The organism is Undibacterium sp. TJN25 (assembly GCF_049339885.1).
GTDB lineage: Bacteria > Pseudomonadota > Gammaproteobacteria > Burkholderiales > Burkholderiaceae_D > Undibacterium.
This window is the reverse complement of sequence record NZ_JBMPPM010000003.1, coordinates 266,358-292,086: the sequence shown is the minus strand read 5'-3', so window position 1 is coordinate 292,086 and position 25,729 is coordinate 266,358. Positions and strand designations below refer to the sequence as shown.

Genomic DNA, 25,729 nt, shown 5'->3' with positions numbered 1-25,729 from the left:
TCAAACAATAAGTTTGCCATTACGATCTAATCCAACAATGACGCATACCTATCAGGAGATCCATCATGGCAAAAATGACCGCGGCTGAAGCAGCCGTCTACGTACTGGAAAAAGAAGGCATCCGCCAGGCATTCGGCGTGCCGGGTGCGGCGATCAACCCTTTCTATTCGGCGCTACGCAAGCGCGGCAGCGTCCAGCACTTCCTGGCGCGCCATGTCGAAGGCGCATCGCACATGGCGGAGGGTTATACGCGTGCGGCGGCAGGCAATATCGGCGTGTGCATCGGCACTTCCGGCCCGGCCGGCACCGACATGATTACCGGCCTGTACTCGGCACAGGCCGATTCCATCCCCATCCTGTGCATCACCGGCCAGGCGCCCCGCGCCCGCCTGTATAAGGAAGATTTCCAGGCGGTCGATATCGAATCGATTGCCAAGCCCGTTACAAAATGGGCGGTGACGGTGCGCGAACCGGCTTTAGTGCCGCGCGTATTCCAGCAGGCTTTCCACCTGATGCGCTCCGGCCGCCCGGGCCCGGTGCTGATCGACCTGCCGTTCGACGTACAGATGGGCGAAATCGAATTCGACCCCGACACCTACGAACCGCTGCCCGTCTACAAGCCACAGGCCACCCGTGCGCAGATAGAAAAAGCAATGACGCTGCTGAACGACGCCGAGCGCCCGCTGATCACTGCAGGCGGCGGCATCATCAATGCCAATGCGTCCACGCTGCTGGTGGAGTTTGCCGAAATCACCGGCGTACCCGTGATCCCCACTCTGATGGGCTGGGGCACGATACCGGACGACCACAGGCTGATGGCCGGCATGGTGGGCTTGCAGACCAGCCACCGCTATGGCAATGCAACGATGCTGGCCTCCGACTTTGCGCTCGGCATAGGCAACCGTTGGGCCAACCGCCATACCGGTTCGGTCGAGGTGTTCACCAAGGACAGGAAATTCGTGCATGTGGATATAGAGCCGACGCAGATAGGCCGCGTATTCGGCCCCGACTACGGCATCGTTTCCGATGCCGGCGCGGCGCTAAGGCTGTTCATTGAAGTCGCCAAGGAATGGAAGGCGGCCGGCAAGCTGAAAGACCGCTCTGCCTGGGCGGCCGATTGCCACGAGCGTAAACGCACGATGCTGCGCCGTACCCACTTCGATGAAGTACCGGTCAAGCCGCAACGCGTGTATGAAGAGATGAACAAGGCTTTTGGCCGCGACACCCGCTATGTCAGCACCATCGGCCTGTCGCAGATCGCCGCCGCGCAGTTCCTGCATGTATACGGCCCGCGCAACTGGATCAACTGCGGCCAGGCGGGCCCGCTGGGCTGGACGATACCGGCCGCGCTGGGCGTACTGGCGGCAGATCCGTCACGCGAAGTGGTGGGCATCTCCGGCGACTACGACTTCCAGTTCATGATAGAAGAACTTGCCGTGGGCGCGCAGTTCAAGCTGCCTTACCTGCATATTGTCGTCAACAATTCCTACCTGGGCCTGATCCGCCAGTCGCAGCGCGGCTTCGATATGGATTACTGCGTGCAGCTGGCGTTTGAAAACATCAATGCTCCGGAACTGAACGGCTACGGCGTCGACCATGTCACCGTGGTCGAAGGCCTGGGCTGCAAGGCGATACGCGTGCTCAAGCATGAAGACATCGTGCCCGCAATACAGCAGGCACGTGCGTGGATGCAGCAATACAAGGTACCGGTCGTGGTGGAAATCATCCTGGAGCGCGTCACCAACATTGCGATGGGCACCGAAATCAACGCCATCAATGAGTTTGAACCGCTGGCCGAAGGCAAACACGATGCACCTACTGCGGTGGCCCTGCTGGACTGATTCATCTGTAACACATAAACGACACATGCGCGGGCAAGCAGGCCCGCGCCAAGGAAAACATCATGACCAAACTAGCCGCCAACCTGACGATGCTGTTCAATGAACTGGCGTTCCTGGAACGCTTTGAGGCTGCCGCCCGCGCCGGTTTTCGCGGCGTCGAATTCCTGTTCCCGTACGCTTTCCACGCCGACCAGATCGCCGACAAGCTGAACCTGTATCAGCTGGACCTGGTGCTGCATAACCTGCCGGCTGGAAAATGGGAAGCCGGCGAACGCGGTATCGCCTGTCATCCGGATAGGGTCGGCGAGTTCCAGGATGGCGTCGGCGATGCGCTCCGATATGCAAAGGTGCTGGGCGTCAAACAGCTGAACTGCCTGGTCGGCATACAGCCGAAAAACATCAGCCGCGAGCTGGCGCAGCAAACCCTGGTAGATAACCTGAAGTTCGCCGCGGACAAGCTGAAAGCAGCCGGCATACGGCTGTTGGTGGAGCCTATCAATACCTACGACATCCCCGGCTTTTTTCTGTCCGGCACGCGGCAGGCGGTGGAACTGATCAAGGCGACCGGTTCCGACAATATTTTCGTGCAGTACGACATTTACCACATGCAGCGCATGGAGGGCGAACTGGCGAATACGCTGCGCGCCAACCTGCCGCTGATCAGGCATGTGCAATTGGCCGACAATCCCGGCCGTTTTGAGCCCGGCACCGGCGAAATCAATTACCGCTATCTGTTCAAGCTGCTGGACGAACTGAAATACGACGGCTGGATAGGCTGCGAATACAAGCCGCAGAACGGCACGGTAGAAGGGCTGGGCTGGCGCGCGGCACATGGCCTATAGGAGCAGCAACCCGTAGGTTGGGCTTCAGCCCAACAATCTCCAAACGACCACCGGCTGCTGGATAAAAGATAGCTCGCTGATGTGCGGTGATGTTGGGCGGAAGCTCAACCTACGGTATCAACTTGCGAACTCTAGCTGACTCACTCATTTATTGCATACATTTGGAGTACAACATGGCAAAAGTAGGATTCATAGGACTGGGCATCATGGGCGCGCCGATGGCGGAAAACCTGCAGCGCGGCGGCCACAAGCTGTACCTGCATGACCAGAAAAACCCGCCTTACACGCTGATAGAAGGCGGCGCCACCGTCTGCACGTCCGGCGCTGAAGTCGCCAAGCGGTCAGACATCGTCATCATCATGGTGCCGGATACGCCGCATGTGGAGGCCGTGCTGTTCGGTGAAAACGGCGTCGCTTCGGGCCTGGCTGCAGGCAAGATCGTCGTGGACATGAGTTCGATTTCACCGATCGCCACCAAGGAGTTTGCCAAACGCATCAATGCACTCCATTGCGACTACCTGGATGCGCCTGTCTCCGGCGGCGAAGTCGGCGCCAAGGCGGCGTCGCTGACCATCATGGTCGGCGGGCCGGAGGGCGCATTTGAAACGTTGAAGCCGCTGTTTGAGCTGCTGGGCAAAAACATCACGCTGGTGGGCGGTAACGGCGATGGACAAACCACCAAGGTGGCCAACCAGATCATCGTTGCGCTGAATATCCAGGCCGTCGCCGAAGCCTTGCTGTTTGCATCGAAGGCAGGCGCCGACCCGGCCAAGGTCAGGCAGGCGCTGATGGGCGGTTTTGCCGCATCGCGCATCCTGGAAGTGCATGGGGAACGCATGGTCAAGCGCACCTTCAACCCTGGTTTCAGGATAGAACTGCACCAGAAAGACCTGAACCTGGCCTTGCAAGGGGCGAAGGCATTGGGCGTGTCGCTGCCCAACACCGCTACCGCGCAGGAACTGATGAACTCCTGCGCCGCGCATGGCTTGAGCGGGCTCGACCATTCCGCACTGTGCCGCGCGATAGAGCTGATGTCCAACCATGACATCGCGCAAGCGTAGTACATAATCAGGTACATAAATAAGCGCTTAGCTGACGCCTAGGCGCAGATTCAAGCCGGACCAATATCCGGCCAATTTTGCAAGGACGCGGTATGCTATTGCGCTGGCGCCCCGCTTCCCATTCATTTTCAGGCTGAACCATGACCATTGCCCAACCCAAACAATTCTTGCGCGAGCTGTATGACACGGCGGTAGATGCCGTCAGCGCGCAAAAATGCCTGCCCGCCTTCCTGCCTGCGCCGCCCGCCAAAGGGCGCACGCTGGTCATAGGCGCCGGCAAAGGCGCTGCAGCAATGGCCAAGGTGGTGGAAGACAATTGGCAGGGCGAATTGTCCGGCCTGGTGGTGACGCGCTACGGGCACGGCGCCGACTGCAGGCGCATCGAAGTCGTGGAAGCCGCGCATCCGGTGCCGGATGCCGCCGGCCAGCAGGCCGCCGGGCGCATCTTGCAAATGGTACAGGGACTGACGGAGGACGATCTGGTGCTGTGCCTGATTTCCGGCGGTGGCTCTGCGCTGCTGGCGCTGCCTGCGGAAGGTATCACTCTGGAACAGAAACAGGCAATCAACAAGGCGCTGCTGAAAAGTGGCGCGGCGATAGGCGAGATGAACTGCGTACGCAAGCACCTGTCTGCCATCAAGGGTGGCCGCCTGGGCCTGGCGTGCGCACCGGCGCGCGTGGTGACCCTGCTGATTTCCGATGTGCCGGGTGACGAACCGGGCATCATCGCCAGCGGTCCCACCTTGCCGGACGACACCACCTGCGAGCAGGCACTGGCGATACTGCGCAAATACGCTATCGCAGTGCCGGCCAATATAGAACAGCACCTGAGTTCCGGCGCCGGTGAAACACCGAAGTCCAGCGATCCGCGCTTCAGCAAGCATGAACACCATATCATCGCCACCGCGCAGCATGCACTGGATGCGGCCGCGGAAAAAGCCCTCGCGGTAGGCCTGCCGGCCTATATCCTGTCCGACGGCATAGAGGGCGAGGCGCGCGATGTCGGCATCGTGCATGCGGCGCTGGCAAAACAGATTGCCGGCAAAGGCCAGCCTTTCAGCAAACCCTGTGTAGTCTTATCCGGCGGTGAAACCACGGTGACCGTGCGCGGCACCGGCCGCGGCGGCCGCAACGCGGAATTCCTGCTGAGCCTGGCGGTGACGCTGGACGGCCACCCCGGCATCTATGCACTGGCCTGCGATACCGACGGCATAGACGGCTCCGAAGATAATGCCGGCGCGGTGTATGGGCCGGACTCCGCGGCCCGCGCCGAAGCACAGCAGCTACGGCCGAAAAACCTGCTGGAAAACAATGACGGCTACGGTTTTTTCGATGCACTCGGCGACCTGATCGTCAGCGGCCCCACGCGCACCAATGTCAATGATTTCCGCGCAATCCTGATTATCTAACTTCCTTTTTTTTTGCAGCATGCAGGGTCTGACCTGCGCCATCTCCCCGTTTCGGCGTGGGGCCAGGCCCTGCATCGCCCGCAATTTCCTCTAACTACACCTACATTCCTATGCGCCGTCTACGTAAAGCAAAAATTGTCGCTACCCTCGGTCCTGCCAGCGACGACCGGACCACGATACAGGCTCTGTTTGAAGCAGGCGCCGATGTCTTCCGCTTCAACTTCAGCCATGGCACGCATGCCGACCACCAGGCCCGCTGCAGCATCGTGCGCGACATCGAAAAAACGTTGGGCAGGCCGATTGCCATTCTGGCCGACCTGCAAGGGCCCAAGCTGCGCGTAGGGCAGTTCGCGGAAGGCAGGGTCACGCTGTTGGCCGGCGATGAATTCACGCTGGACAGCGATACGGCGGCAGGCAACCGGCAACGCGTGTGCCTGCCGCATCCCGAGTTGTTTGCTGTCATCACCGCCGGCCAGTCGCTGCTGCTGGACGACGGCAAGCTGAAGCTGGAAGTGCTGGACAGCGACGGCAGCGCCATCCGCACCCGCGTTATCAACGGCGGCGCACTGTCGGATCACAAGGGCGTCAACGTACCGGATGCGGTATTACCCATCCCCGCACTGACGGCCAAGGATAGGCGCGACCTGGAATTCGCACTAGACATGGGGGCAGACTGGATTGCGCTGTCCTTCGTGCAAAGGCCGGAAGACATGCTGGAAGCGCGCGCCCTCATCGGCCAGCGCGCCGGCCTGCTGGCCAAGCTGGAAAAACCGGCAGCGCTGCGCCAGCTGGATGCAATCGTACAGGTGTCGGATGCAGTGATGGTGGCGCGCGGCGACCTCGGCGTGGAATTGCCGCCGGAACAAGTGCCCGGCGCGCAAAAGCGTATCCTGCGCAGCTGCCGCGCGCACGGCGTGCCCATCGTCATCGCCACCCAGATGCTGGAATCGATGATTTCCGCGCCAGTGCCGACACGTGCCGAAGCATCGGACGTCGCCAGTGCCATTTACGATGGCGCCGATGCGGTGATGCTGTCGGCAGAATCGGCCAGCGGCGCCTACCCGGTACAGGCGGTGGCAATGATGAACCGCATCATCAGCGAAGTCGAAAAAGACCCGCTCTACCGCAATATGCTGGACGCGCAGCAGGTAACACCGCGCGCCGACCGCGGCGATGCGATCTGCTCGGCCCTGCGCAGCGTTACGCAAATCATCGGTGCGGTGGCGACCGTCACCTATACGACCTCCGGCCACACCAGCCTGCGGGCAGCGCGCGAGCGGCCCTCTGCACCCATCCTCAGCATTACGCCGCAACTGTCCACGGCACGCCGGCTATCGCTGGTATGGGGCGTGCATTCCACCGTCAGCGACCGCGTGCACGATGTAGAACAAATGGTCGCGGCCGCCTGCGGCACTGCACTGGAGGAAGGTTTTGCCGTGCCTGGGGATCAGTTGACGATTACCGCCGGCATGCCCTTTGGCGAACCCGGCACGACCAATCTATTGCGCATCGCGGAAGTATGGCCGCCAAAAATTGCCTGACATTTCAACGACAATCTTGAACTACCGACACCTGTAGCCTGGATGGAGCGTAGCGTAATCCGGGTGCGTTCCATCGGCCATCGGTACATCTCCCGGATTGCGCTACGCTCCATCCAGGCTACCTTCTTGGTTCGCCAGGCACATTTGACCCTCATCAATGGCGCGGCTTTCCCTTAATTGACCGAAATGCCTATGGATACAAACAAAATAGACTGTCCGCCCCGCCCCAAACCCCTCATCGCGGCCCATGTTGTGCTGCACGGCTTTTCCCAGATTTATTGCCAGCGCTCCGTATTCACCGGTGCGACACTGCTGACACTGATGTACGCGGCCGCGCCGCAAATGGCCTTCGCCGCATGCCTGGCCCTCGGCACCGCCACGCTATGCGCACTGGCGCTGAGGGCGCCGCGCACGGATATCGCCAACGGCATATACGGCTACAACGCTGCCTTGAGCGGCGCAGGCCTGGCGGCCGGTTTCCAGCCGGGGTTGGCCTTGCTGCTATGGATTGGCGTCGCGGGCGTGTTTTGCGCGGTGGCCACACGCGTGTTGCGGCAAAAAGGAGGATTGCCGGTCCTGACATCGCCTTTCATTGCAGTAATGCTGCTGGCGAACTGGCTGGGGCCGCTGGCCGGATTGCAGATGGTGGAGGCCGGTGGTAACGAGGGGAATCATCACACTTTGCCCGCTTTTGTCCTGCACGCTTTTGCGCAGGCCAGTTTCCTGGACAGCCCCGTTGCAGGCCTGCTGGTGCTGGCCGCTGTAACGCGACGGCATAGGCAGGCAGCAGTCTGGGCAGTGGCAGCGGGTTTGTCCGTATGGTGCGCCAGCACGCCGGGTACGGGGCTGGATGCCTACCTGACGGGCATTACGCTCAACTGCATGCTGAGCGCCATCTGCCTGACTGAAAACCGGCGCGGGTTGAATGGCCGTATCGGCGGTATTGCCGCCACAGCCGGCATCGGCCTGTTGTGCGCAAGCCTTGAGCTGCGGGTATTTACCTTGCCGTTTGTCGCCGCATGCTGGGTTGTATTAAGAAGCACGCGCGAAGAACGGGCATTCGCAGCACTGCCGGAGCAGCCGCATGCGGCACAGCTCCGGTAGCTGACACCAAGGCTGGGGAAAGATCAGAACTCTTCCCAATCGTCGCTGGAAGCCTTCGTACCGGCAGTTTTTACAGGCGCTGCCTTGGCTGCGGGGCGGCTCGCGGCCAGCATGGGCTGTTTCAGTTGCACCGGCGGGCTGACGCGGGCACTCGCAGCCCTGGGAGCGGCTTGCACATTCTGCACCAGCTTGAATACGCTGACGACCTCCGCCAGCTTGGCAGCCTGTTCCTGCATGCTGGCGGCTGCGGCAGCGGCCTCTTCGACCAGCGCCGCATTTTGCTGCGTGACCTGGTCCATCTGCGTGATGGCCTGGTTCACCTGCTCGATGCCGGTGCTTTGTTCGCTGCTGGCAGCGGCGATCTCGCTCATGATGTCGGCCACCTGCTTGACCGATGTCACGATCTCATTCATCGATACGCCGGCATCGTCCACCAGCTTGCTGCCGACATCGACTTTTTCCACCGAATCGTTGATCAGTTCCTTGATTTCCTTGGCTGCACCCGCTGCGCGTTGCGCCAGGTTACGCACTTCGGAGGCCACCACGGCAAAGCCGCGGCCCTGCTCACCGGCGCGTGCCGCTTCCACGGCCGCATTCAGCGCCAGGATATTGGTCTGGAAGGCAATCCCGTCGATCACACCGATAATGTCGACGATCTTGCGCGAACTTTCCTTGATCGAGCCCATCGTATCCACAACCTGCTCTACCACCTTGCCGCCCTTGGTCGCGTAGTCGCTGGCGGACACCACCAGCTGGTTGGCCTGCCGCGCATTATCGGCATTCTGGCGCACGGTGGACGTCAGCTCTTCCATCGAGGACGCGGTTTCTTCCAGGCTGGAGGCCTGTTCCTCAGTGCGCTGCGACAGATCCAGGTTGCCGCTGGCGATTTCGCCGGATGCGGTCGCAATGGTGTCGGTGCTGAGGCGCACTTCCGATACGGTCGTGATCAGGCTGTCGTTCATTTCCTTCAGCGATTGCAGCAGCTTGCCTGTCTCGTTGGTGGAATCGACGATGATATCCTGGGTCAGGTCGCCGCCGGCGACAGTTTGCGCAATACGGACCGCATAATCGAGCGGCTCGGAAATACTGCGTATCAGCCAGTAGCCAACTACCACGCCCAGCAACAGGCCCAGCGCAATGGCAGTAATGGACAGCATGCGGAAGGTGCTGAAGTTCTGCTGCGATTTCGTATATTCGCTCTGGCCCACGTCCAGCTGCACCTTGATCAGCGCATCCATATTGCTAAACAGCGGCACGGCCAGCCGGCTCATGGTGCCGTTCATCAATTCGATGGCCTTGGCGACGTCCTTGCCATGCATCGCGGCCAGCGCGGGCTTCAGACCCTCGCTGGAAAATTTATTGCGGCCTTCCGTGTACTGGTCGGCCAGTTTCTTTTCTTCCGGCGTCAGGTAGGTGGCCAGATATTCAGCCCATATCTTGTCGCCCTGCTCCATCAGTTTCTCTACATCGCCGGCGTGCTGGTCCAGCATGGCCGGATCTTGCGTCATCGCCTTGGCCACGCCCAGCTGCTCGCGGTTCATCAGCCGCGCGACCGCATCCAACTGGCCGAGCGCAATCAGGCGGTCTTCATACAGGGTTTTCAGCGACGCATTGGTCGTGCCCAGGCTGTACAGGCCGCTCAGACCGATAGCAGCAAGCAGCACAGACAGGAAGGCAATGACAAAAATGAGGCGGGATTTAATGGTGGTATTTTTGAACATCCGGGTCACCTTGTTGGCTGGCGTTACGAAATCGGCGGGTGGGGCGACAGAAAACTATGCACGGGACGTGCCAGAGACGATACATTGCTATGGCACAACCATATCACGCAGCCTCCGGCATGCTTTTCTATTTATCGATTTTTAACAATCAAACCCACACAATGTAAAGATTTTGCCTGGAGCAATTCTTGCTCTTGTTCTGTTTTCGGCCAGCAGGCCTATCCAGGCGCGGCAGGTTCACAACTATCTTATGAATCATTTAGCGTATTTACCTGGTAACAGCCTTGCACAACTTATAATGGAATGAGCATATTGAGCATCATGTATCGATGACGGCAGGTGCACCGCTTGCCCCTACTCTCAACCCTAAACAGACCTGAAAGTCCCATACCCGTCATGTCCGCCACGTCCAATACGACGCTTCCGCCCCGACTGCAACTGTCCGGCATCTGCAAGAGCTATCCGGCCGTTGTCGCCAACGACAATGTGAGCCTGACGGTCGCTCCCGGAGAGATCCACGCGGTGCTGGGCGAAAACGGCGCCGGCAAATCGACGCTGATGAAAATCATCTTCGGCGCCGTCAAGCCGGATGCGGGGACGGTGCGCTGGAATGGTGCTGAAGTACATATCGCCACGCCGCAGGATGCACGCAAGCTGGGCATCGCCATGGTATTCCAGCATTTTTCACTGTTCGATACGCTGACAGTGACGGAAAACATCGCGCTGGGCCTGCCTGCGGGCGTCAATATGGCGGAACTGGCGCAGCAGATACAGCAGACCGGCAAGAACTACGGGCTGGAGCTGGAACCGCACCGGCACGTGCATACATTGTCGGTCGGCGAACGGCAGCGGGTGGAGATCGTCCGCGCGCTGCTGACCCGGCCGCAGCTGCTGATCCTGGATGAGCCGACGTCAGTGCTGACGCCGCAGGCAGTGCAGAAGCTGTTTGTCACGCTGCGCAAGATTTCGGATGAAGGCTGCAGCATCCTGTATATCAGCCACAAGCTGGACGAAATCCGCGAACTCTGCCATACCGCGACCGTCATGCGCGGCGGCAAGGTGACCGGCCAATGCGATCCATCGCAAGAAACTGCCGCCAGCCTGTCTCGCCTGATGATAGGCGCCGAACCCGAACAGGAAGCGGCCCCCGCGCCGCATGTGCCCGGCGAAGTCCGGCTGCAGCTCAGCCGCCTGAGCCTGCCACGCGCGCATGCATTTGCGACGCCGCTGGATGGCATCAGCCTGGAAGTATGCAGCGGCGAGATTGTCGGCATCGCCGGCGTATCCGGCAACGGCCAGCAGGAGCTGCTGGCGGCGTTATCCGGTGAAGACCGGCGCGCCAGCCCGGGCATGGTCGTGCTGAAAGGCAAGGCAGTAGGTCACCAGGGGCCGAACGCGCGCCGCGCACTGGGCCAGAGCCTGGTGCCGGAAGAACGCCTGGGCCGCGGCGCCGTGCCGGACATGAGCCTGGCCGACAATATGCTGCTGTCGCACCAGAGGCCACCCTTCGTCGTCAACGGCATGATACGGTTCCGGCATGCAGTGCAGGCAGCCGGCGACATCATCAGCCGTTTTCGCGTCAAGGCCTCCGGCCCGGCGGCACTGGCTCGCAGCCTGTCCGGCGGCAACCTGCAAAAATTTATCGTCGGCCGTGAAATCATGCGCCGACCGGATGTCTTCATCGTTGCCCAGCCTACCTGGGGCGTGGATGTCGGTGCGGCGGCGCAGATCCACCACGAGATACGCCTGCTGAAAGAGGCCGGCTGCGCGGTACTGATCATTTCTGAAGAGCTGGATGAGCTGTTCCACCTGTGTGACCGGCTGCATGTCATCGCCAAGGGAAAGCTATCGCCGTCCATCACCAGCCGGAAAGCAACGCGGGAACAGATAGGATTATGGATGAGCGGACTGTGGGACGCGGAAGGCAGCAGCATGAGCACCGTTGCCGGGGAGCTGGCCAGTGCTGAATAAATCGTCTGCAATGTCGTCCGTGCTATGGCCCGCCAGGCTGGAACTGCGCGCCAGCCCTTCCCGCCGCATGGCATATCTGTCGCCGTTGCTGGCGCTGGTGCTGACCTTGCTGTTCGGCGCCCTGCTGTTCCTGGCGCTGGGCAAGAATCCGCTGACCGGGCTGCAGGTTTTTCTGCTGGAGCCGCTGAAGAGCCGCGCCGCCATCTCCGAACTGCTGCTGAAGACCACGCCGCTGGTGCTGTGCGCGCTGGGCCTGTCGGTATGCTACCGCGCCAACGTGTGGAATATAGGCGCGGAAGGCCAGCTGATTGCCGGTGGGCTGGCGGCAGGCAGTACGATACTGTTTTTTGACAATGGTTCGTCTGTGCTATCCGGCGCTGCAGTGCTGGTGCTGGCCAGCCTCGCTGGCATTGTCGGCGGCGCGCTGTGGGCCGGCATTACCGCGCTGCTGCGCGACCGTTTCAACGCCAATGAAATCCTGGTGTCGCTGATGCTGACCTATATCGCGCAGCTACTGCTGATGTATATGGTCAACGGCCCGTTGAAAGACCCGCACGGCATGAATTTTCCGCAGTCGCGCGTGTTCTCGGCAGAGTTCCTGCTGCCGCGGCTGTTCAGCGGCAGCAGGCTGCATATCGGTTTTGCCGTGATGCTGGCCGCCACCGCGGTGATGTCGGTTTTCATGTTCCGCAGCTTTGCCGGCTACCGGCTTACCGTGGGCGGGTTGGCGCCGCTGGCGGCTCGGTATGCGGGATTTTCCAGCCGCCGCGCGCTATGGACGTCGCTCCTGATTTCCGGCGGCTTTGCCGGCATTGCCGGGGCGTTTGAAGTGGCCGGGCCGATAGGCCAGGTACTGCCGTCGATCTCGCCGGGCTACGGCTTTGCCGCGATCATCGTCGCTTTCATCGGCCGGCTGAACCCGGTGGGCGCGATCTTCGGCGGCCTCGTGATGTCGCTGTTCTACCTGGGTGGCGAGATGGCGCAATCGCGGCTGGGCCTGCCTTCGGCCATTACCGGGCTGTTCCAGGGCATGCTGCTGTTCCTGCTGCTGGCCTGCGACACACTGATCAATTATCGGCTGCGGCGGACTCCGCGCATGCCCGGCATTTCCTGAGAAGTAGAACAGACAGAGAAAAGACAGACATGGAAAATATTGCAGCGCTGGTCGCCGCCTCCATCAACTCCGGCACCCCCTTGCTGATCGCCGCACTCGGCCTGCTGATCAATGAGCGTGCAGGCGTACTGAACCTGGGCGCTGAAGGCATGATGCTGGTCGCCGCCATTGCCGGTTTTGCAGTGGGCTACCATACGCACAGCCCGCTGCTGGGTTTCGCCGCCGGCGCACTGGCCGGCATGCTGATGTCCAGCCTGTTTGCGTGGCTGGCGCTGGTGCTGGCAACCAATCAGGTGGCGACCGGGCTGGCGCTGTCCATCTTCGGCGCCGGCTTGTCGGCTTTTGTCGGACAATCGTTTGTCGGCATGTCGCTGGCGGGCAAGCTGACCCCCATTCCTTACCTGTCCGGCCTGCCTTTTGTCGGCACGGCGCTGTTCAGCCATCACTGGATCGTGTATTTCAGCCTGCTGCTGTGCGCGGCCATTGTCTGGTTCCTGTACCGCACACGCGCCGGCCTGATATTGCGCTCGGTCGGCGAATCGCCGGAATCGGCGCATGCACTGGGCTACCCGGTGCGCAGCATACGCTTTGCCGCGCTGCTGTTCGGCGGCGCCTGCTGCGGCATTGCCGGCGCCTATCTGTCGCTGGTGTACACGCCGATGTGGGTCGAAGGCCTGGTGGCCGGGCGCGGCTGGATCGCGCTGGCGCTGACCACTTTTGCCACCTGGCGCCCCGCGCGGGTCTTGCTCGGCGCGCTATTGTTTGGTAGCGTAACCATATTGCAATTCCATTTCCAGGCGATAGGCATAGCGATACCCTCGCAGATCCTGTCGATGCTGCCGTATGTCGCTACTATCGTGGTGCTGGTGCTGATCTCGCGTAATCCCGACTGGATACGCCTGAATATGCCGGCTTCGCTGGGCAAGCCTTTCCGTCCGGGTTAGGTCCCACTCCTTTTTGAGTCCGTCGTACATTTGGGTAGTCCCATTTATCTATTACAAGGAAAGCATCCATGAAATTCACCCGTCGACATACGCTGGCAGCCGCACTGTCGGTCGCCGCGCTCAGCCTGTTCGGCTGCGGCCAGAAAGAGGAAGCCAAGCCTGCCGCTTCCGCCGCGCCGGCCTCTGCTGCCGCTGCTCCCTCCGATAAAAAAGCCGAGCCGCTGAAAGTGGCCTTCGTCTATGTCGGCCCGGTGGGCGATGCCGGCTGGACCTTTGCGCATGATGCCGCGCGCAAGGCTGTGGAAGCCAAGTATGGCGACAAGGTGCAGACCTCGTTCGTGGAAAATATCCCGGAAAGCGCGGCCGATGCGGAACGTGTGATGCGCGATCTGGCCAGCCAGGGCAACAAGCTGATTTTCGGCACGACCTTCGGCTACATGGAAGCCATGCTGAAAGTGGCCAAGGATTTCCCGGACGTGAAGTTCGAGCATGCCACCGGCTACAAGACCGCCGACAACCTGGCGCAATACGATGTGCGTACCTATGAAGGCGCCTACCTGGCCGGCGTGGCCGCAGGCAAGCTGACCAAGTCCAACAAGCTGGGCATCGTCGGATCGGTGCCCATTCCTGAAGTGCTGCGCAATATCAACTCCTTCACGCTGGGCGCGAAATCAGTCAATCCAAAAGTGACAACACGGGTGGTCTGGGTCAATAAATGGTTTGATCCGGGCAATGAGCGCGAAGCGGCGATCACGCTGATCGGCCAGGGCGTGGACGTGTTGATGCAGAACACCGATTCCGCCGCCGTGGTGCAGACCGCGCAGGAAAAAGGCGTCTATGCCTTCGGCTGGGACAGCGACATGAGCAAGTTCGGCGACAAGGCCCATGCGGCGGCATCGGTCATCGACTGGAGCGTGTACTACAACAAGCGCGTGGGCGAAGCACTGGCCGGCACCTGGAAAAGCGACACGACGTGGTGGGGCCTGAAGGAAGGCATGATAGACCTGAAAGCCTTTAATGCCAGCCTCAGCGAAGACATCAAAAAGAGCATCGCCAACAAGCGCCAGGGCGTCATCGACGGCAGCGCGCCTATCTGGAAAGGCCCGATCAAGGACAATACCGGCAAGGAAGTGCTGCCCAAGGATAAAGTCGCCGACGACAAATTCCTGCATGACATCAATTTCTACGTAGAAGGCGTGGAAGGCAAGGTACCGGGCTGATACCAGCTGCTTGTTTACCGGAACGGCCGGCTGTTGCAGCCGGCCGTTTTTGTTTGCCGGCCTATCGTTTATACTGCCCATATGGCAAGCCAACAGGAAAAAATAATGTCAGACAATGAAGCAGCAACGGAACAGGCCCGGCAAACCCTGATTGAATACCATCAGTTGCTGCTGGCACAACTGCAGCACGAACGCGCACGCACCAGCCCCGATGACGAGACCCTGGCCGAGCTGGAGGAACACCAGCAGGAAGTGCTACGCGAACAAGAGTCGCTGACGCCGGCCGTCATCAAGAAAGCGCTGACCGTGTATGCGCCTTTCCTGCAGGCCATGCAGTAAATAGTCTGGATAGTCTGAAGATTAATTCGCAGAATAATTTAAGATTCACAGGGAGAACAGCATGGGAAAAGTAGAAGACGCCGTCGCCACGCAACTCGCCAATATCCAGCAGCGCACCGGAAAATCGCTCGCGCAACTCAGCAGGATCGCCAAAGACAGCGGCTATGCCAAACACGGCGAAATACGCGATTACCTGAAGACCACGCTGGGCCTGGGCCACGGCGACGCCAACACGCTGACCCACCATGTGCTGAAGGCGGATACCGCATCCGCTGAGGAAAGCGGCGGCAGCGACAACTCGGCCGACGAGCTCTACATCGGCCCCAAGGCAGCACTGAGGCCCATCCATGATGCTGTCATGGAAAAGCTGGCGGCATTCGGGGAATTTGAAATCTCCGCCAAGAAAACCTATCTGAGCCTGCGCCGTAAAAAGCAGTTCGCCATGCTGGGACCCGCCACCAATACCCGCGTGGAACTGGGCCTGAACATCAAGGAACTGCCACCCAGCGAACGGCTGGTGGAACAAGCCGCCGGCGGCATGTGCAACTACAAGCTCAGGCTGGGTACGCCTGAAGAAGTGGATGCAGAGCTGGTCGCATGGATGAAGCAAGCCTACGCGAATGCAGGCTAAACCGATCACCCATTACCTTTATACCAATGAGCATCAAACTTGAAAAAGAAGTCGAAGATCGCCTGATCGCATCGATACAGCGCTACGTCGGCGAAAACATGGACGAACGCATAGGCGAACTCAAAGCCCGGCTGTTGCTGGATTTTTGCGTCAGGGAGATAGGCGCCAGCGTCTACAACCAGGCGATCCGCGATGCGCAGTCGCATATGCAGGACAAGGTCGCCGAGATGGACGGCAACTGCTATGAAAGCGAATTTTCCTATTGGAACAAGAAGTCCTAGTCCGTTCGATGTCAGTGATCCCGCCGGCACTGCTCCTTCAGGTATTCGATGAAGGCATGCTGCACCGGCGTTGCCAGCCAGTCTGTCCGCGTAGTGTAGCCGACGGTGCGCTCTGCTTCGGGCGTGTCGATATTCAGCGCCACCACGTCGTTCCGGTAGCTGCCATACAGGATGTGCGAGCGCGATAACAGGGAGATGCAATCGTTTTCTTCCAGCATTGCCATCATCATCGCCAGCGAACTGGTTTCCACGACGACGCGCGGCCGCTGCGGCAAGGTTGCCAGCATCGTTTCAACAACGCGACGGCGCGGCATGTTCTTTTGGGGCACGACCCAGCCGTAGGCAATCAGATCCTTGGCACTGATGCGCGCGCGGCCGGCAAGTGCATGGCCACGGCGCACGACCACTGCATAAGGGTCGGTGAACAAATCGGATTCGACCACGCCTCCCTGCAGCCGCGGCTCGCGCAATGCACCGACGATGACATCGATGGCGCCGAACTGCAGATCGTCCATCAGCCGCGCGTGCGAACCTTCATGGATGGTCACCGCGACATCGGGGTAATCCTCGCGCAGCCGGCCTATCACGCGCGCCAGCAAACGCTGCGGCAACAAGGGCAACATGCCTACCGACACCTGGCCGCTGGCAAGGCCGCGTGCCGACGCCAGGTCGCTGACGGCCTGGCCGATCTCCTGTAGCGCCAAGCTGAGCCGGCGGGCAAATTTCACGCCGACCGGATTTGCCGCAACGCTCTGCACGCGCCGCCGGTATAGCGTCACCCCGACCGTCTCTTCCAGTTCGCGCGCCGCCTTGTGCACGGCCGGCTGTGAAATGCCCAGCTTGCGCGACGCCTCCACCGCCGAACCCAGCTGGGCAATGGCGATATGGCAGCGTATCTGCGCATCCGTCAGGTGCCGGCACACCGCGCCGGCGTCCAGCGCACGCGCCTTGGCCCCGCTCAGCAAATCAGCCACGGCGGCCTCCATCTGGTCCAGCATCCTGCGCACCCGGCGATGCAGCAAGGAACCTTCCATCGTCAGTTCGCTGCCGCCGTAACCGCGTTCAAACAAGACCGCGCCAAAGCTGTCTTCCAGTTTCTTTATGGCCAGACTGACGGCCGGCTGGGTCAGCCCTATCGCTTCAGCCGCATGGCTGATTCCCCCTTCGCGGCATACGGCATCGAAAAAAAACAGGCGCCGCAGGCGAACACCTTCATCGTTCATATCGCTCTTCCTTGTCGTACAAGCTACTGACACAAAATATAAGCTTAACTTAAATTTATGCCAAATGGCGTAGTTAAAATTGGTTTAAAAAATGTAGCTCACATACACTCCACTGCAATTTATAAGAAGCTGCAGCAAAACCACGCTGGCTAGGCGCAACGACGAAGACGGTAGGCTAGTACGGCTAGGAGAAGCAACAACGCCAGCGTGGTTTTGCTGCAGCTTCCACGTGAAAAATTTATGGGAGCTTCACAATATGTACGACATTATCGACACTCACACCCATGCGATTTCACCCGATCATGTGCGTTTTCCTCTGGCCCCGGTCGGCGGACACCAGTCGGACTGGTCGGCACACCGTCCAGCGGATTACGACACGCTGCTGGCGGCAATGGATGAGGCAGGAATCGCACGCGCCATGGTAGTGCAGGCGTCCACTGCCTACGGCAACGACAACCGCTATGTTGTCGAAGCGATAAAGGCCCATCCAAACCGTTTCAACGGCGTATTTTCCATCGACGTGCTGGCGCCCGATGCGGTGACAACATTGAAATACTGGCTGGACCAGGGCCTGAGCGGGCTGCGCCTGTTCACCACCGGCACGACAATGCCGGGCCAGGCTGGCTGGCTGGACGATGAGCGTTCATTCCCTGTGTGGGAATATGCGCAGGACAACAACGTGTCTATCTGCCTGCAAATGACAGCAGCCGGCATCCCCAAGCTGCTGAACATGCTGACCCGCTTTCCGCGCAGCCGTGTACTGCTGGATCATCTGGCCCGTCCCGACCTCGCCGGCGGCCCTCCTTACGACGCAGCCGCACCGCTGTTCAGCCTGGCCAGCCATCCCGGCGTCCACCTGAAGCTGACCAACCGCACCATTGCCGAATCGGCACGCGGCGCATCCACGCCGGAAGCTTTTTTCCCGCGCGTCCTTGCCGCCTTCGGTGCGCAGCGCATAGCCTGGGGTTCCAATTTCCCGTCTGCCGAGGGTTCACTGGTCTCGCTGCTGGCGGAGGCCAGGGCCGGCCTGGCAATGCTGTCCGATGCAGACCGTGCCTGGATCTTCGGCGACACCGCCCGCGCGATCTACCCTGAACTGAAACGCCCATGGGCAGGAGCGCGGCCATGAGGATGGACAATGGCGTATTGCACCTGGACACGGCGATCAAGCATTATGCGCATACGGACAGGCTGATTTCGGGCGCAATCAGCGATCCGCTGGTGAAGCTGGATTGCGTCAAGGTAGAGCCCATCCACCGTGCATTTGCGCCGATGGCGCGCAAGCAGGCGTATGACGTGAGTGAAATGGCAATTGTCACCTACCTGCAGGCGAAAGCCTATAACAAGCCGCTGATCATGCTGCCCACCGTGGTTGCCGCGCGCCTGCAGCAGGGTTGCATCGTGTACAACGCCAAGCGCGGCCACATGGATATCTCCGACCTGGCCGGCGCCAGGGTGGGCGTGCGTGCTTACACGCAGACCACCGGCATGTGGGTGCGCGCCATCCTGGCGCAGACCTACGGCATGTTGTCGGAGAACATCAACTGGATTACCTTCGAGGGCAGCCACCTGGCGGAATACGAAGATCCGGCCTTCGTCACCCACGCTCCGGAAGGCAAAAACATGCTGGACATGCTGCTGGCCGGAGAGCTGGATGCCGCCATCTTCGGCAACGACCTGCCCGGCAACGAAGGCATTGTGCCGCTGATTCCCAATCCCGTGGAGGCAGACAGGATATGGTATGAACAGCATCGTTTTGTGCCGATCAACCACGTCATCGTCATGCACCGCGAAGTCGCTGAAAAAACCCCGCACAGCGTAAAATCGGTGTACCGGATGTTCAAGCAGGGCAAGGCCGACGCCAAGCCTACGCCCGGAATACCGAACAAGCTGCCCGATGGCATAAGCGGAATACGCCAGCCGCTGGAAATGATCCTGGATTTTTGCAATACGCAGCAATTGTTGCCGCGCAAACTGGGACTGGACGAAATTTTTGCAGACAGCATCGCATTCCTGGGCGAAGACGCACAGTAAGCGCCCCGCCGCCCCCGGCATGCAGCCTGCGCAGTAAAAGCCGCCATTCAAGAGCGGTGCAGCAATACAATTAAATTATTCGAGGAGAATTCAACATGGACATGCAAGTTACGCCCGTCCTGCGTTCCAAGCGACGACGGCCGTTTTATCAGGACTTGTCCTTCCAGGTGTTTTTCGGCATTGCTATCGGTATCGCACTAGGCCACTTTTATCCCAACGTCGGCAAGTCCATGCAGCCGCTGGGCGATGCGTTCATCCGCATCATCCAGATGGTCGTCGGCCCCGTCATATTCTGCACCGTTGTCAGCGGCATCGCCAACGTCGGCGACATGAAAAAAGTGGGCCGGGTCGCCATCAAGGCGCTGATCTATTTCGAGGTCATCACCTCGCTGGCGCTGGTGCTGGGATTGCTGACAATCAATATCCTGCAACCGGGCGTCGGCATGAATATCGATGCGGCTTCGCTTGATACCACTGCAGCCAGTTCGTATATCTCCCACGCGAACCAGTTCGTGTCGATGAGCGAATTCCTGCTGAACCTGATCCCCAAGACGCTGGTATCCGGTTTTGCCAGCGGCGATATCCTGCAGATCCTGTTCTTCTCGGTGCTGTTCGGTTTTGGCCTCGCCGCCGCCGGCGACCGTGCCAAACCGATGCTCAACATCATCGACAGCTTTTCGTCGGGACTGTTCTGGATTATCGGCCTGGCCATGAAGATTTCCCCGATTGCCGCCTTCGGCGCAATCGCTTTCACTGTCAGCAAGTTCGGCGTCGGCTCCCTGCTGTCGCTAGGCAAGCTGCTGGGAGAGTTCTACCTGACCTGCGGCCTGTTTTTCATCCTGATCCTGTTGCCGATCACGCACTTCAGCGGTTTCAGCCTGTTCAAGCTGATGCGCTATATCCGGGCTGAACTGCTGCTGGTCATCGGCACCAGTTCGTCTGAAAGCGTATTTCCGCAGCTGCTGCAAAAACTGGAACAGCTGGGCTGCGAAAAATCGGTGGTGGGCCTGGTGCTGCCGGCCGGCTATTCGTTCAACCATGACGGCACCTGCCTGTACTTTGCCGCGGTGGCAGTGTTCCTGGCGCAGGCAACCAACACCGCGCTGGGCTGGGAACAGCAACTGTCGCTGCTGGTTGTGCTGCTGATTACCTCAAAAGGCGGTGCGGGCGTGGCGGGATCCGCAATTGCGGTGCTGGCGGCAACGCTGGCGGCAACCAATACAATACCGGTATCGTCCATCGCGCTGATCCTGGGCATACATCGCCTGCTGTCGGCCGGATTTGTGTTCGTCAATATCACCGGCAATGCAGTGGCAACCGTTGTCGTTGCAGGATGGGAACGGGCGCTGGACCGCGACAAGATGCGCGCCGAACTGGACTCCGGCTACAAGGAACCTGAAATCACGATCCACAAAAAAGTAGTTATCGGCCAATAAGTTACTAAGCACGGCCTTCTTCACAGCAAACCATGCCGGATCCGCCTTCAAGGGATTCGAACAAGGTTTCGAGACCACATTACAACAACATTTAATGTCATTCCGATATGACAGGAGACTTCTCATGAAAAAATTTGCTCACACCTTCGTTTTGCTGGCTTCCGCAGCAGGCTCAAGCGCCTATGCACAGTCCAACGTCACCATCTACGGCGACCTTGACGGCGGCATCCGCACCCAGACCAACGCCAACGCTGTCGGCGGCACCAAGGTTTTCATGGGCTCCAACGGCTTCTACAATTCGAACAAGCTGGACTTTGCCGACCGCGAAGACTTGGGCGGCGGTCTGGAAGCGCACTTCCTGCTGGAAAGCGGCTTCAACCTGGCGACGGGCTCCTACGACAACACGACCGGCACGCCATTCCAGCGGCAGTCCTACATGGGACTGAAGGGTTCGTTCGGCTCCATCGATTTCGGCCGCCAATATACGATTTCGCACGATTTCATTCTTGAGTACGACCCGTTCGGTTTCCGCTACACGCCGCTGATCCCGCTGACGCAGGCTTCCAGCGGCACGCGCTTTTCCAATGATGCCAAATACACCGGCAAATTCGGCCCCTTCAAGCTGGAACTGGAAAACTCGTTCGGCGAAACCGCCGGCAGCTTCAACGACGGCTCGGCGCGCGGCGTCGGTCTGCAATACTATGTCGGCGACCTGACCATAGGCGCCTCGTATAACCGCCGCAGCATCGCGTCCGGTACCGCATTCTTCAACGAGAACTACTATCTGGTCGGCGCTGCCTATAACATCGGCGCCTTGAAAATATCGGGCGGTTACATGTCCGACACCCTGAAGAACAAGGTGCCCGCGCCCGACCAGGTCACACACAACACCTTCGGCGGCGTCAGCTGGAACATCACTGAGCTGATGAACCTGACCGGCGGCTACTACCAGACCAGGGTGTCCACCGACAAGGCAAGGCGCAAGGGCCTGACCATTGTCGGCCTCGATTATTCGCTGTCCAAGCGCACCAAGCTGTACATCGAGTTCGACAACACGCAATACAGGAACGCCGTTGTCAGTACGCTGAATGCCTTCGGCGTGCCGGATTCGAATGCATTCACCTTCGGCGTCAACAGCAGGTTTTAGGATTTGTAAAAAAGGAGTTTTTCATGATCATCGACTGCCACGGCCACTACACGACAGCGCCCAAGGCGCTGGAACAGTGGCGCAACCGTCAGATCGCCGGCATCGCGGACCCGGTATTGATGCCGGCTGTTTCGGAACTGAAAATCAGCGACGACGAGTTGCGCGAGTCCATTGAGTCCAACCAGCTGCGCCTGATGAAGGAACGCGGCTCGGACCTGACGATCTTCTCGCCGCGCGCCAGTTTCATGGCGCACCACATCGGCGATTTCAGCGTGTCGTCGACGTGGGCAGCGATCTGCAATGAGCTATGCCACCGCGTGGCGCAGCTGTTTCCCGAGCATTTCGTCGGCGCCGCCATGCTGCCGCAGTCGCCGGGAGTCGATCCGCGCACGAGCATCCCGGAGCTGGAAAAGTGCGTCAAGGAGTATGGCTTTGTTGGCATCAACCTGAACCCGGACCCGTCGGGTGGCCACTGGACCTCGCCTCCGCTGTCGGACCGGCACTGGTACCCGATCTATGAAAAAATGGTGGAATATGATATCCCGGCGATGATCCATGTCAGCACCAGCTGCAATGCCTGCTTCCACACGACCGGCGCGCATTACCTGAACGCCGACACAACCGCCTTCATGCAATGCCTGACGTCGGACCTGTTCCAGGACTTTCCCACGCTGAAATTCCTGATCCCGCATGGCGGCGGCGCGGTGCCCTACCACTGGGGCCGTTTCCGCGGCCTGGCGCAGGAAATGAAAAAACCGCTGCTGCAGGATCATCTGCTGAAGAATATTTTCTTCGATACCTGTGTTTACCATCAGCCGGGCATCGACCTGCTGAGCAAGGTCATCCCTGTAGACAATATTCTGTTCGCCAGCGAGATGATAGGCGCGGTGCGCGGTATCGATCCCGAGACCGGCCACTATTTCGACGATACCCGGCGCTACATCGACAACACGCCCCATCTGGACGCCGCAGCGCGCCACAAGGTGTACGAGGGCAATGCCAGGCGGGTATTTCCGCGCCTGGATGCAGCACTCACATTGAAAGGACTGTGATCATGACTACTGCGATGAACAACCTGGGCATCGTCAAGCGCAATATCGTGCGCGCCGACCGTGCAGCAGTGGACAAGCTGGCGCGCTTCGGCGTCGCCACCATCCATGAGGCGATGGGCCGCGTGGGCCTGATGAAAACCTATATGCACCCGGTGTACACCGGCGCCGCCCTCTGCGGCACCGCTGTTACCGTCTTGCTGCAGCCGGGCGACAACTGGATGCTGCACGTGGCAGCGGAACAGATACAGCCCGGCGATGTGGTCGTTGCGGCTTGCACGACCGACAATGAAGATGGATTTTTCGGTGACCTGCTGGCCACGTCTTTCCGCGCGCGCGGCGCGCTGGGCCTGGTTATTGACGGCGGAGTGCGCGACGTCAGCGAACTGGCCGACATGGATTTCCCGGTGTTTGCGCGTGCGGTCAGCGCCAAGGGCACCGTGAAGGCGACCCTGGGTTCTGTCAATATTCCGGTGGTTTGTGCGGGTGCGTCCATCCATCCCGGCGATGTCGTCATTGCCGATGCGGACGGCGTGGTCGTCGTGCCCGCAGCCATAGCACAGCAGGTGGCCGACGCGGCGGAAGCGCGTGAAAATAATGAGACGGACAAACGCGCCAAGCTGGCATCCGGCGTGCTTGGACTGGATATGTACAATATGCGCGGCGCGCTGGCCGCCGCCGGCCTGACCTACGTAGACTAGCGAACTGAAACAGCCGCTATTTCCACCATGCGGCTTTCAGTTCATTCAGCATGCCGCCGGTCAGCTCTTCGGCCGAGCGGCCCATGATTTCCCGCGACGAATCCGATACCAGCTTGCGCAGCCATTGCACCTCGGCCGCCGCATGCGAACGTTCATGCCACAGCATGAAGAAGCGCATCTTCGGCATGGGTACCGGCATCGGCAATACCGCAATCGGCCACTGGCCGGCGAAGTGCATCGCAAAGCTGCGGCTGGTGGTAAAGATCAGGTCGGTCTTCGACAGCACATAGGGCACCATGCCAAAATACGGGATCGTCATCTTGATCTGCCGCTTCAGGCCCTGTTCGGCCAGCGCGCTGTCGATGATGCTGCGGTGGCCCATCATATAGGGCGTCGGCGCCAGGTGCGCCATCTCCAGGTAGTATTTCAGCGACAGCCCTTTCTTGACGACCGGATGCTCGCGGTTCAGCATGCAGACCAGCTCGTCTTCAAACAGGTGCGCCAGGTGCAGGTGCTGCGGTAAGTCCGGCCAGTTGCCGATCACCACATCCAGTTCGCCGCCTTCCAGCGCTGAAGAATAATCGAAGCCGGCATTCAGCGAGTGCACGACCAGCCCTGCATGCGGCGCCTGCTCACGCACTTTCTCCATGATCAGCGGAATCAGCAGCACGCTCAGGTAATCAGGTGCGCCCAGGTGGAACACCCTCTGCGTCTGCGCCGGCAGGAAGGCCGGCGCAGGGCTGGAAATGCTTTCCATCACACTCAGGCCCTGCTTGGCCAGCAACAGCAACTCTTCACCACGCTCGGTGGCCGTCATGCCGTTCTTGCCCCTGACCAGGATGGCGTCGCCGGTAATCTCGCGCAGGCGCTTCAGCATATTGCTGATCGCCGGCTGCGATTGCCCCAGCTTCATCGCGGTGCGGGTCACGCTGCGCTCCACCAGCAAAGTGTGCAGCACACGCAGCAAATTGGTGTCAAGATGGTCGTGCGGTCGGTTGCTCATTATTCAGGTGTGTCGGTTGATGGGCATTCAGCCCAACAAACACAGATTTATGGGGCAGATGAAATATGTACTAATTAGCCTAAACCAAATTTCTGCATGTGAACAGCCTTAATTGCAACGTCGCTAGGCCAACGATGCAGGCACAGGGAGGAACTACTACATCATTTTCCGTGTCAGGTATGACAACACGAAAAATGCGTCAATCCAGACTCATATGGCGCACGCCGCTCCATCCACGAACACCTTCAGTTCGCAGGGCTGGAACTGGGTCCAGCCTTCATTGATGGCCAACGGTTCGGCGACAATCACAACCACACAGTTGCATTTCGCGGATCACACAGGAGCCGTCGTAACCCCTTCACGTTCAGCATGAACGGCACAGACCACTCCCAGAATTTGAAGGCTGGTGAGTCACTTGAGATCAAACTGTCGCCGCGTTTCCATACCCGGTAATCGCTGAGACCGGTGTCAAAATCCGGTATCCGTTTCGGTTATCGAAAATACCTTCGTCTGTCCACCTAGACCTATTTCACAGAACATTCCTCGCTAGGCGCAACTCTACTTTCGTTATAATTTAGCTCTCCTTTTTCGTAGCTACTTTGCGATCGTTACCTTTAAGCTAGCCCCCATGCACCGCGTTTATTATTTACGCAACGTAAGTCATTCAAGCCCATTCCTTCACGATACTTTTCTTCGATTTGCGATCCATTCAATGGCAAGCCCCTTAAGCTCAAAGGCGTCGGATTTAGGTTCCACCGCGACAAACGTGACGTTTGTTACGGCGACCGATTTCGGATACAAGAACCGATGCATATGCGTCGGCCTTTCAGTTCAATCGAGTTTTTATGCTCGAAACAAAAACCGTTTCCCGATGACAAACTAGCGAATGTTTCTTTCCACCTGCTTTAACAGAAATCGACATTTGCACAGATTCCATTGCAAAAAATTATTTGTTTATTACGTTTTATTTACTTTTAAAATTTTGTTTATTAACGATTTAAGCTTTGTTGTCAAAAATTGTACTGGCACACTACGTTACATTTTGTTAATTGATTTTCTTTTAACACAATATATCATTCAAACGTTAAAGATTATTAATTTGATAATCCTTAATGCC

General features: G+C 59.4%; 23 protein-coding genes. 19 read left to right on the top strand and 4 right to left on the bottom strand.

Translation table 11 applies throughout. The features are described 5' to 3' along the window. The first annotated feature begins 65 nt into the window (after nucleotides 1–65). From gcl to ACO0LO_RS08265, 6 genes are all read left to right on the top strand, one after another. Nucleotides 66–1,841, top strand: coding sequence for a glyoxylate carboligase (gcl, locus tag ACO0LO_RS08290; protein WP_422963735.1), 1,776 nt, complete (start codon nucleotides 66–68; stop codon nucleotides 1,839–1,841). 62 nt (nucleotides 1,842–1,903) lie between these two features. Beyond that, nucleotides 1,904–2,683, top strand: coding sequence for a hydroxypyruvate isomerase (gene hyi, locus ACO0LO_RS08285; RefSeq protein WP_422963734.1), 780 nt, complete (start codon nucleotides 1,904–1,906; stop codon nucleotides 2,681–2,683). Between the two features lie 173 nt (nucleotides 2,684–2,856). Then, the gene (gene glxR, locus ACO0LO_RS08280; RefSeq protein WP_422963733.1) at nucleotides 2,857–3,744 is read left to right on the top strand and encodes a 2-hydroxy-3-oxopropionate reductase; all 888 of its coding nucleotides are present in this window, start codon (nucleotides 2,857–2,859) and stop codon (nucleotides 3,742–3,744) included. A gap of 140 nt (nucleotides 3,745–3,884) precedes the next feature. Next, entirely contained in the window at nucleotides 3,885–5,153 is a 1,269-nt protein-coding gene (locus tag ACO0LO_RS08275; RefSeq protein WP_422963732.1) for a glycerate kinase type-2 family protein, read from the top strand. A gap of 110 nt (nucleotides 5,154–5,263) precedes the next feature. Beyond that, nucleotides 5,264–6,694, top strand: a complete 1,431-nt coding sequence (gene pyk, locus ACO0LO_RS08270) for a pyruvate kinase (RefSeq protein WP_422963731.1) — start codon at nucleotides 5,264–5,266, stop codon at nucleotides 6,692–6,694. Nucleotides 6,695–6,886: 192 nt separating this feature from the next. Then, the gene (locus ACO0LO_RS08265) at nucleotides 6,887–7,798 is read left to right on the top strand and encodes an urea transporter (RefSeq protein ID WP_422963730.1); all 912 of its coding nucleotides are present in this window, start codon (nucleotides 6,887–6,889) and stop codon (nucleotides 7,796–7,798) included. A gap of 23 nt (nucleotides 7,799–7,821) precedes the next feature. On the opposite strand, the gene ACO0LO_RS08260 is transcribed toward ACO0LO_RS08265, so the two are convergent. After that, nucleotides 7,822–9,519, bottom strand: a complete 1,698-nt coding sequence (locus ACO0LO_RS08260; protein ID WP_422963729.1) for a methyl-accepting chemotaxis protein — start codon at nucleotides 9,517–9,519, stop codon at nucleotides 7,822–7,824. Nucleotides 9,520–9,915: 396 nt separating this feature from the next. Here ACO0LO_RS08260 and ACO0LO_RS08255 point away from each other — a divergent pair, with 396 nt between their 5' ends. The 7 genes from ACO0LO_RS08255 (at nucleotide 9,916) to ACO0LO_RS08225 (ending at nucleotide 16,019) form a co-directional block, all read left to right on the top strand. Then, entirely contained in the window at nucleotides 9,916–11,490 is a 1,575-nt protein-coding gene (locus tag ACO0LO_RS08255; RefSeq protein ID WP_422963728.1) for an ABC transporter ATP-binding protein, read from the top strand. 10 nt (nucleotides 11,491–11,500) lie between these two features. Continuing rightward, a complete protein-coding gene (locus tag ACO0LO_RS08250) occupies nucleotides 11,501–12,604 on the top strand; it encodes an ABC transporter permease (RefSeq protein ID WP_422964112.1) in 1,104 nt (367 codons plus the stop codon). A gap of 29 nt (nucleotides 12,605–12,633) precedes the next feature. Then, nucleotides 12,634–13,548, top strand: a complete 915-nt coding sequence (locus ACO0LO_RS08245; protein WP_422963727.1) for an ABC transporter permease — start codon at nucleotides 12,634–12,636, stop codon at nucleotides 13,546–13,548. Nucleotides 13,549–13,616: 68 nt separating this feature from the next. Then, on the top strand, nucleotides 13,617–14,768 hold the full coding sequence (locus tag ACO0LO_RS08240; RefSeq protein ID WP_422963726.1) for a BMP family ABC transporter substrate-binding protein: 1,152 nt from the start codon (nucleotides 13,617–13,619) through the stop codon (nucleotides 14,766–14,768). A gap of 105 nt (nucleotides 14,769–14,873) precedes the next feature. Beyond that, nucleotides 14,874–15,107 carry a hypothetical protein gene (locus tag ACO0LO_RS08235; protein WP_422963725.1) on the top strand — a complete coding sequence of 78 codons (234 nt, stop codon included), beginning with the start codon at nucleotides 14,874–14,876 and terminating at the stop codon, nucleotides 15,105–15,107. Between the two features lie 61 nt (nucleotides 15,108–15,168). Then, entirely contained in the window at nucleotides 15,169–15,738 is a 570-nt protein-coding gene (locus ACO0LO_RS08230; protein ID WP_422963724.1) for a DUF5655 domain-containing protein, read from the top strand. A gap of 26 nt (nucleotides 15,739–15,764) precedes the next feature. Further along, nucleotides 15,765–16,019 carry a DUF2164 domain-containing protein gene (locus ACO0LO_RS08225; RefSeq protein WP_394778163.1) on the top strand — a complete coding sequence of 85 codons (255 nt, stop codon included), beginning with the start codon at nucleotides 15,765–15,767 and terminating at the stop codon, nucleotides 16,017–16,019. Nucleotides 16,020–16,030: 11 nt separating this feature from the next. On the opposite strand, the gene ACO0LO_RS08220 is transcribed toward ACO0LO_RS08225, so the two are convergent. Further along, the gene (locus tag ACO0LO_RS08220; protein WP_422963723.1) at nucleotides 16,031–17,242 is read right to left on the bottom strand and encodes a LysR family transcriptional regulator; all 1,212 of its coding nucleotides are present in this window, start codon (nucleotides 17,240–17,242) and stop codon (nucleotides 16,031–16,033) included. Nucleotides 17,243–17,498: 256 nt separating this feature from the next. Here ACO0LO_RS08220 and ACO0LO_RS08215 point away from each other — a divergent pair, with 256 nt between their 5' ends. The 6 genes from ACO0LO_RS08215 (at nucleotide 17,499) to ligK (ending at nucleotide 23,609) form a co-directional block, all read left to right on the top strand. Continuing rightward, nucleotides 17,499–18,371 (top strand): amidohydrolase family protein, encoded by an 873-nt coding sequence (locus ACO0LO_RS08215; protein WP_422963722.1) that lies wholly within the window; start codon nucleotides 17,499–17,501, stop codon nucleotides 18,369–18,371. Then, on the top strand, nucleotides 18,368–19,276 hold the full coding sequence (locus tag ACO0LO_RS08210) for a hypothetical protein (RefSeq protein ID WP_422963721.1): 909 nt from the start codon (nucleotides 18,368–18,370) through the stop codon (nucleotides 19,274–19,276). The genes ACO0LO_RS08215 and ACO0LO_RS08210 overlap by 4 nt, the downstream gene beginning before the upstream one ends. Before the next feature lie 95 nt (nucleotides 19,277–19,371). Further along, nucleotides 19,372–20,712: a C4-dicarboxylate transporter DctA gene (gene dctA / locus ACO0LO_RS08205; protein WP_422963720.1), complete on the top strand. Its 1,341-nt coding sequence runs from the start codon at nucleotides 19,372–19,374 to the stop codon at nucleotides 20,710–20,712. Nucleotides 20,713–20,836: 124 nt separating this feature from the next. Continuing rightward, the gene (locus ACO0LO_RS08200) at nucleotides 20,837–21,859 is read left to right on the top strand and encodes a porin (RefSeq protein WP_422963719.1); all 1,023 of its coding nucleotides are present in this window, start codon (nucleotides 20,837–20,839) and stop codon (nucleotides 21,857–21,859) included. 23 nt (nucleotides 21,860–21,882) lie between these two features. After that, nucleotides 21,883–22,911: an amidohydrolase family protein gene (locus ACO0LO_RS08195; protein ID WP_422963718.1), complete on the top strand. Its 1,029-nt coding sequence runs from the start codon at nucleotides 21,883–21,885 to the stop codon at nucleotides 22,909–22,911. 2 nt (nucleotides 22,912–22,913) lie between these two features. Next, complete coding sequence (ligK, locus tag ACO0LO_RS08190) at nucleotides 22,914–23,609, top strand: 4-carboxy-4-hydroxy-2-oxoadipate aldolase/oxaloacetate decarboxylase (protein ID WP_422963717.1); 696 nt, start codon at nucleotides 22,914–22,916, stop codon at nucleotides 23,607–23,609. A 16-nt stretch (nucleotides 23,610–23,625) separates the two neighbouring features. Here the strand turns inward: ligK and ACO0LO_RS08185 are convergent, their stop codons facing one another. Beyond that, nucleotides 23,626–24,612, bottom strand: coding sequence for a LysR family transcriptional regulator (locus tag ACO0LO_RS08185; protein ID WP_422963716.1), 987 nt, complete (start codon nucleotides 24,610–24,612; stop codon nucleotides 23,626–23,628). 210 nt (nucleotides 24,613–24,822) lie between these two features. Beyond that, nucleotides 24,823–24,921: a hypothetical protein gene (locus tag ACO0LO_RS08180; RefSeq protein ID WP_422964111.1), complete on the bottom strand. Its 99-nt coding sequence runs from the start codon at nucleotides 24,919–24,921 to the stop codon at nucleotides 24,823–24,825. Nucleotides 24,922–25,729: the final 808 nt, after the last annotated feature.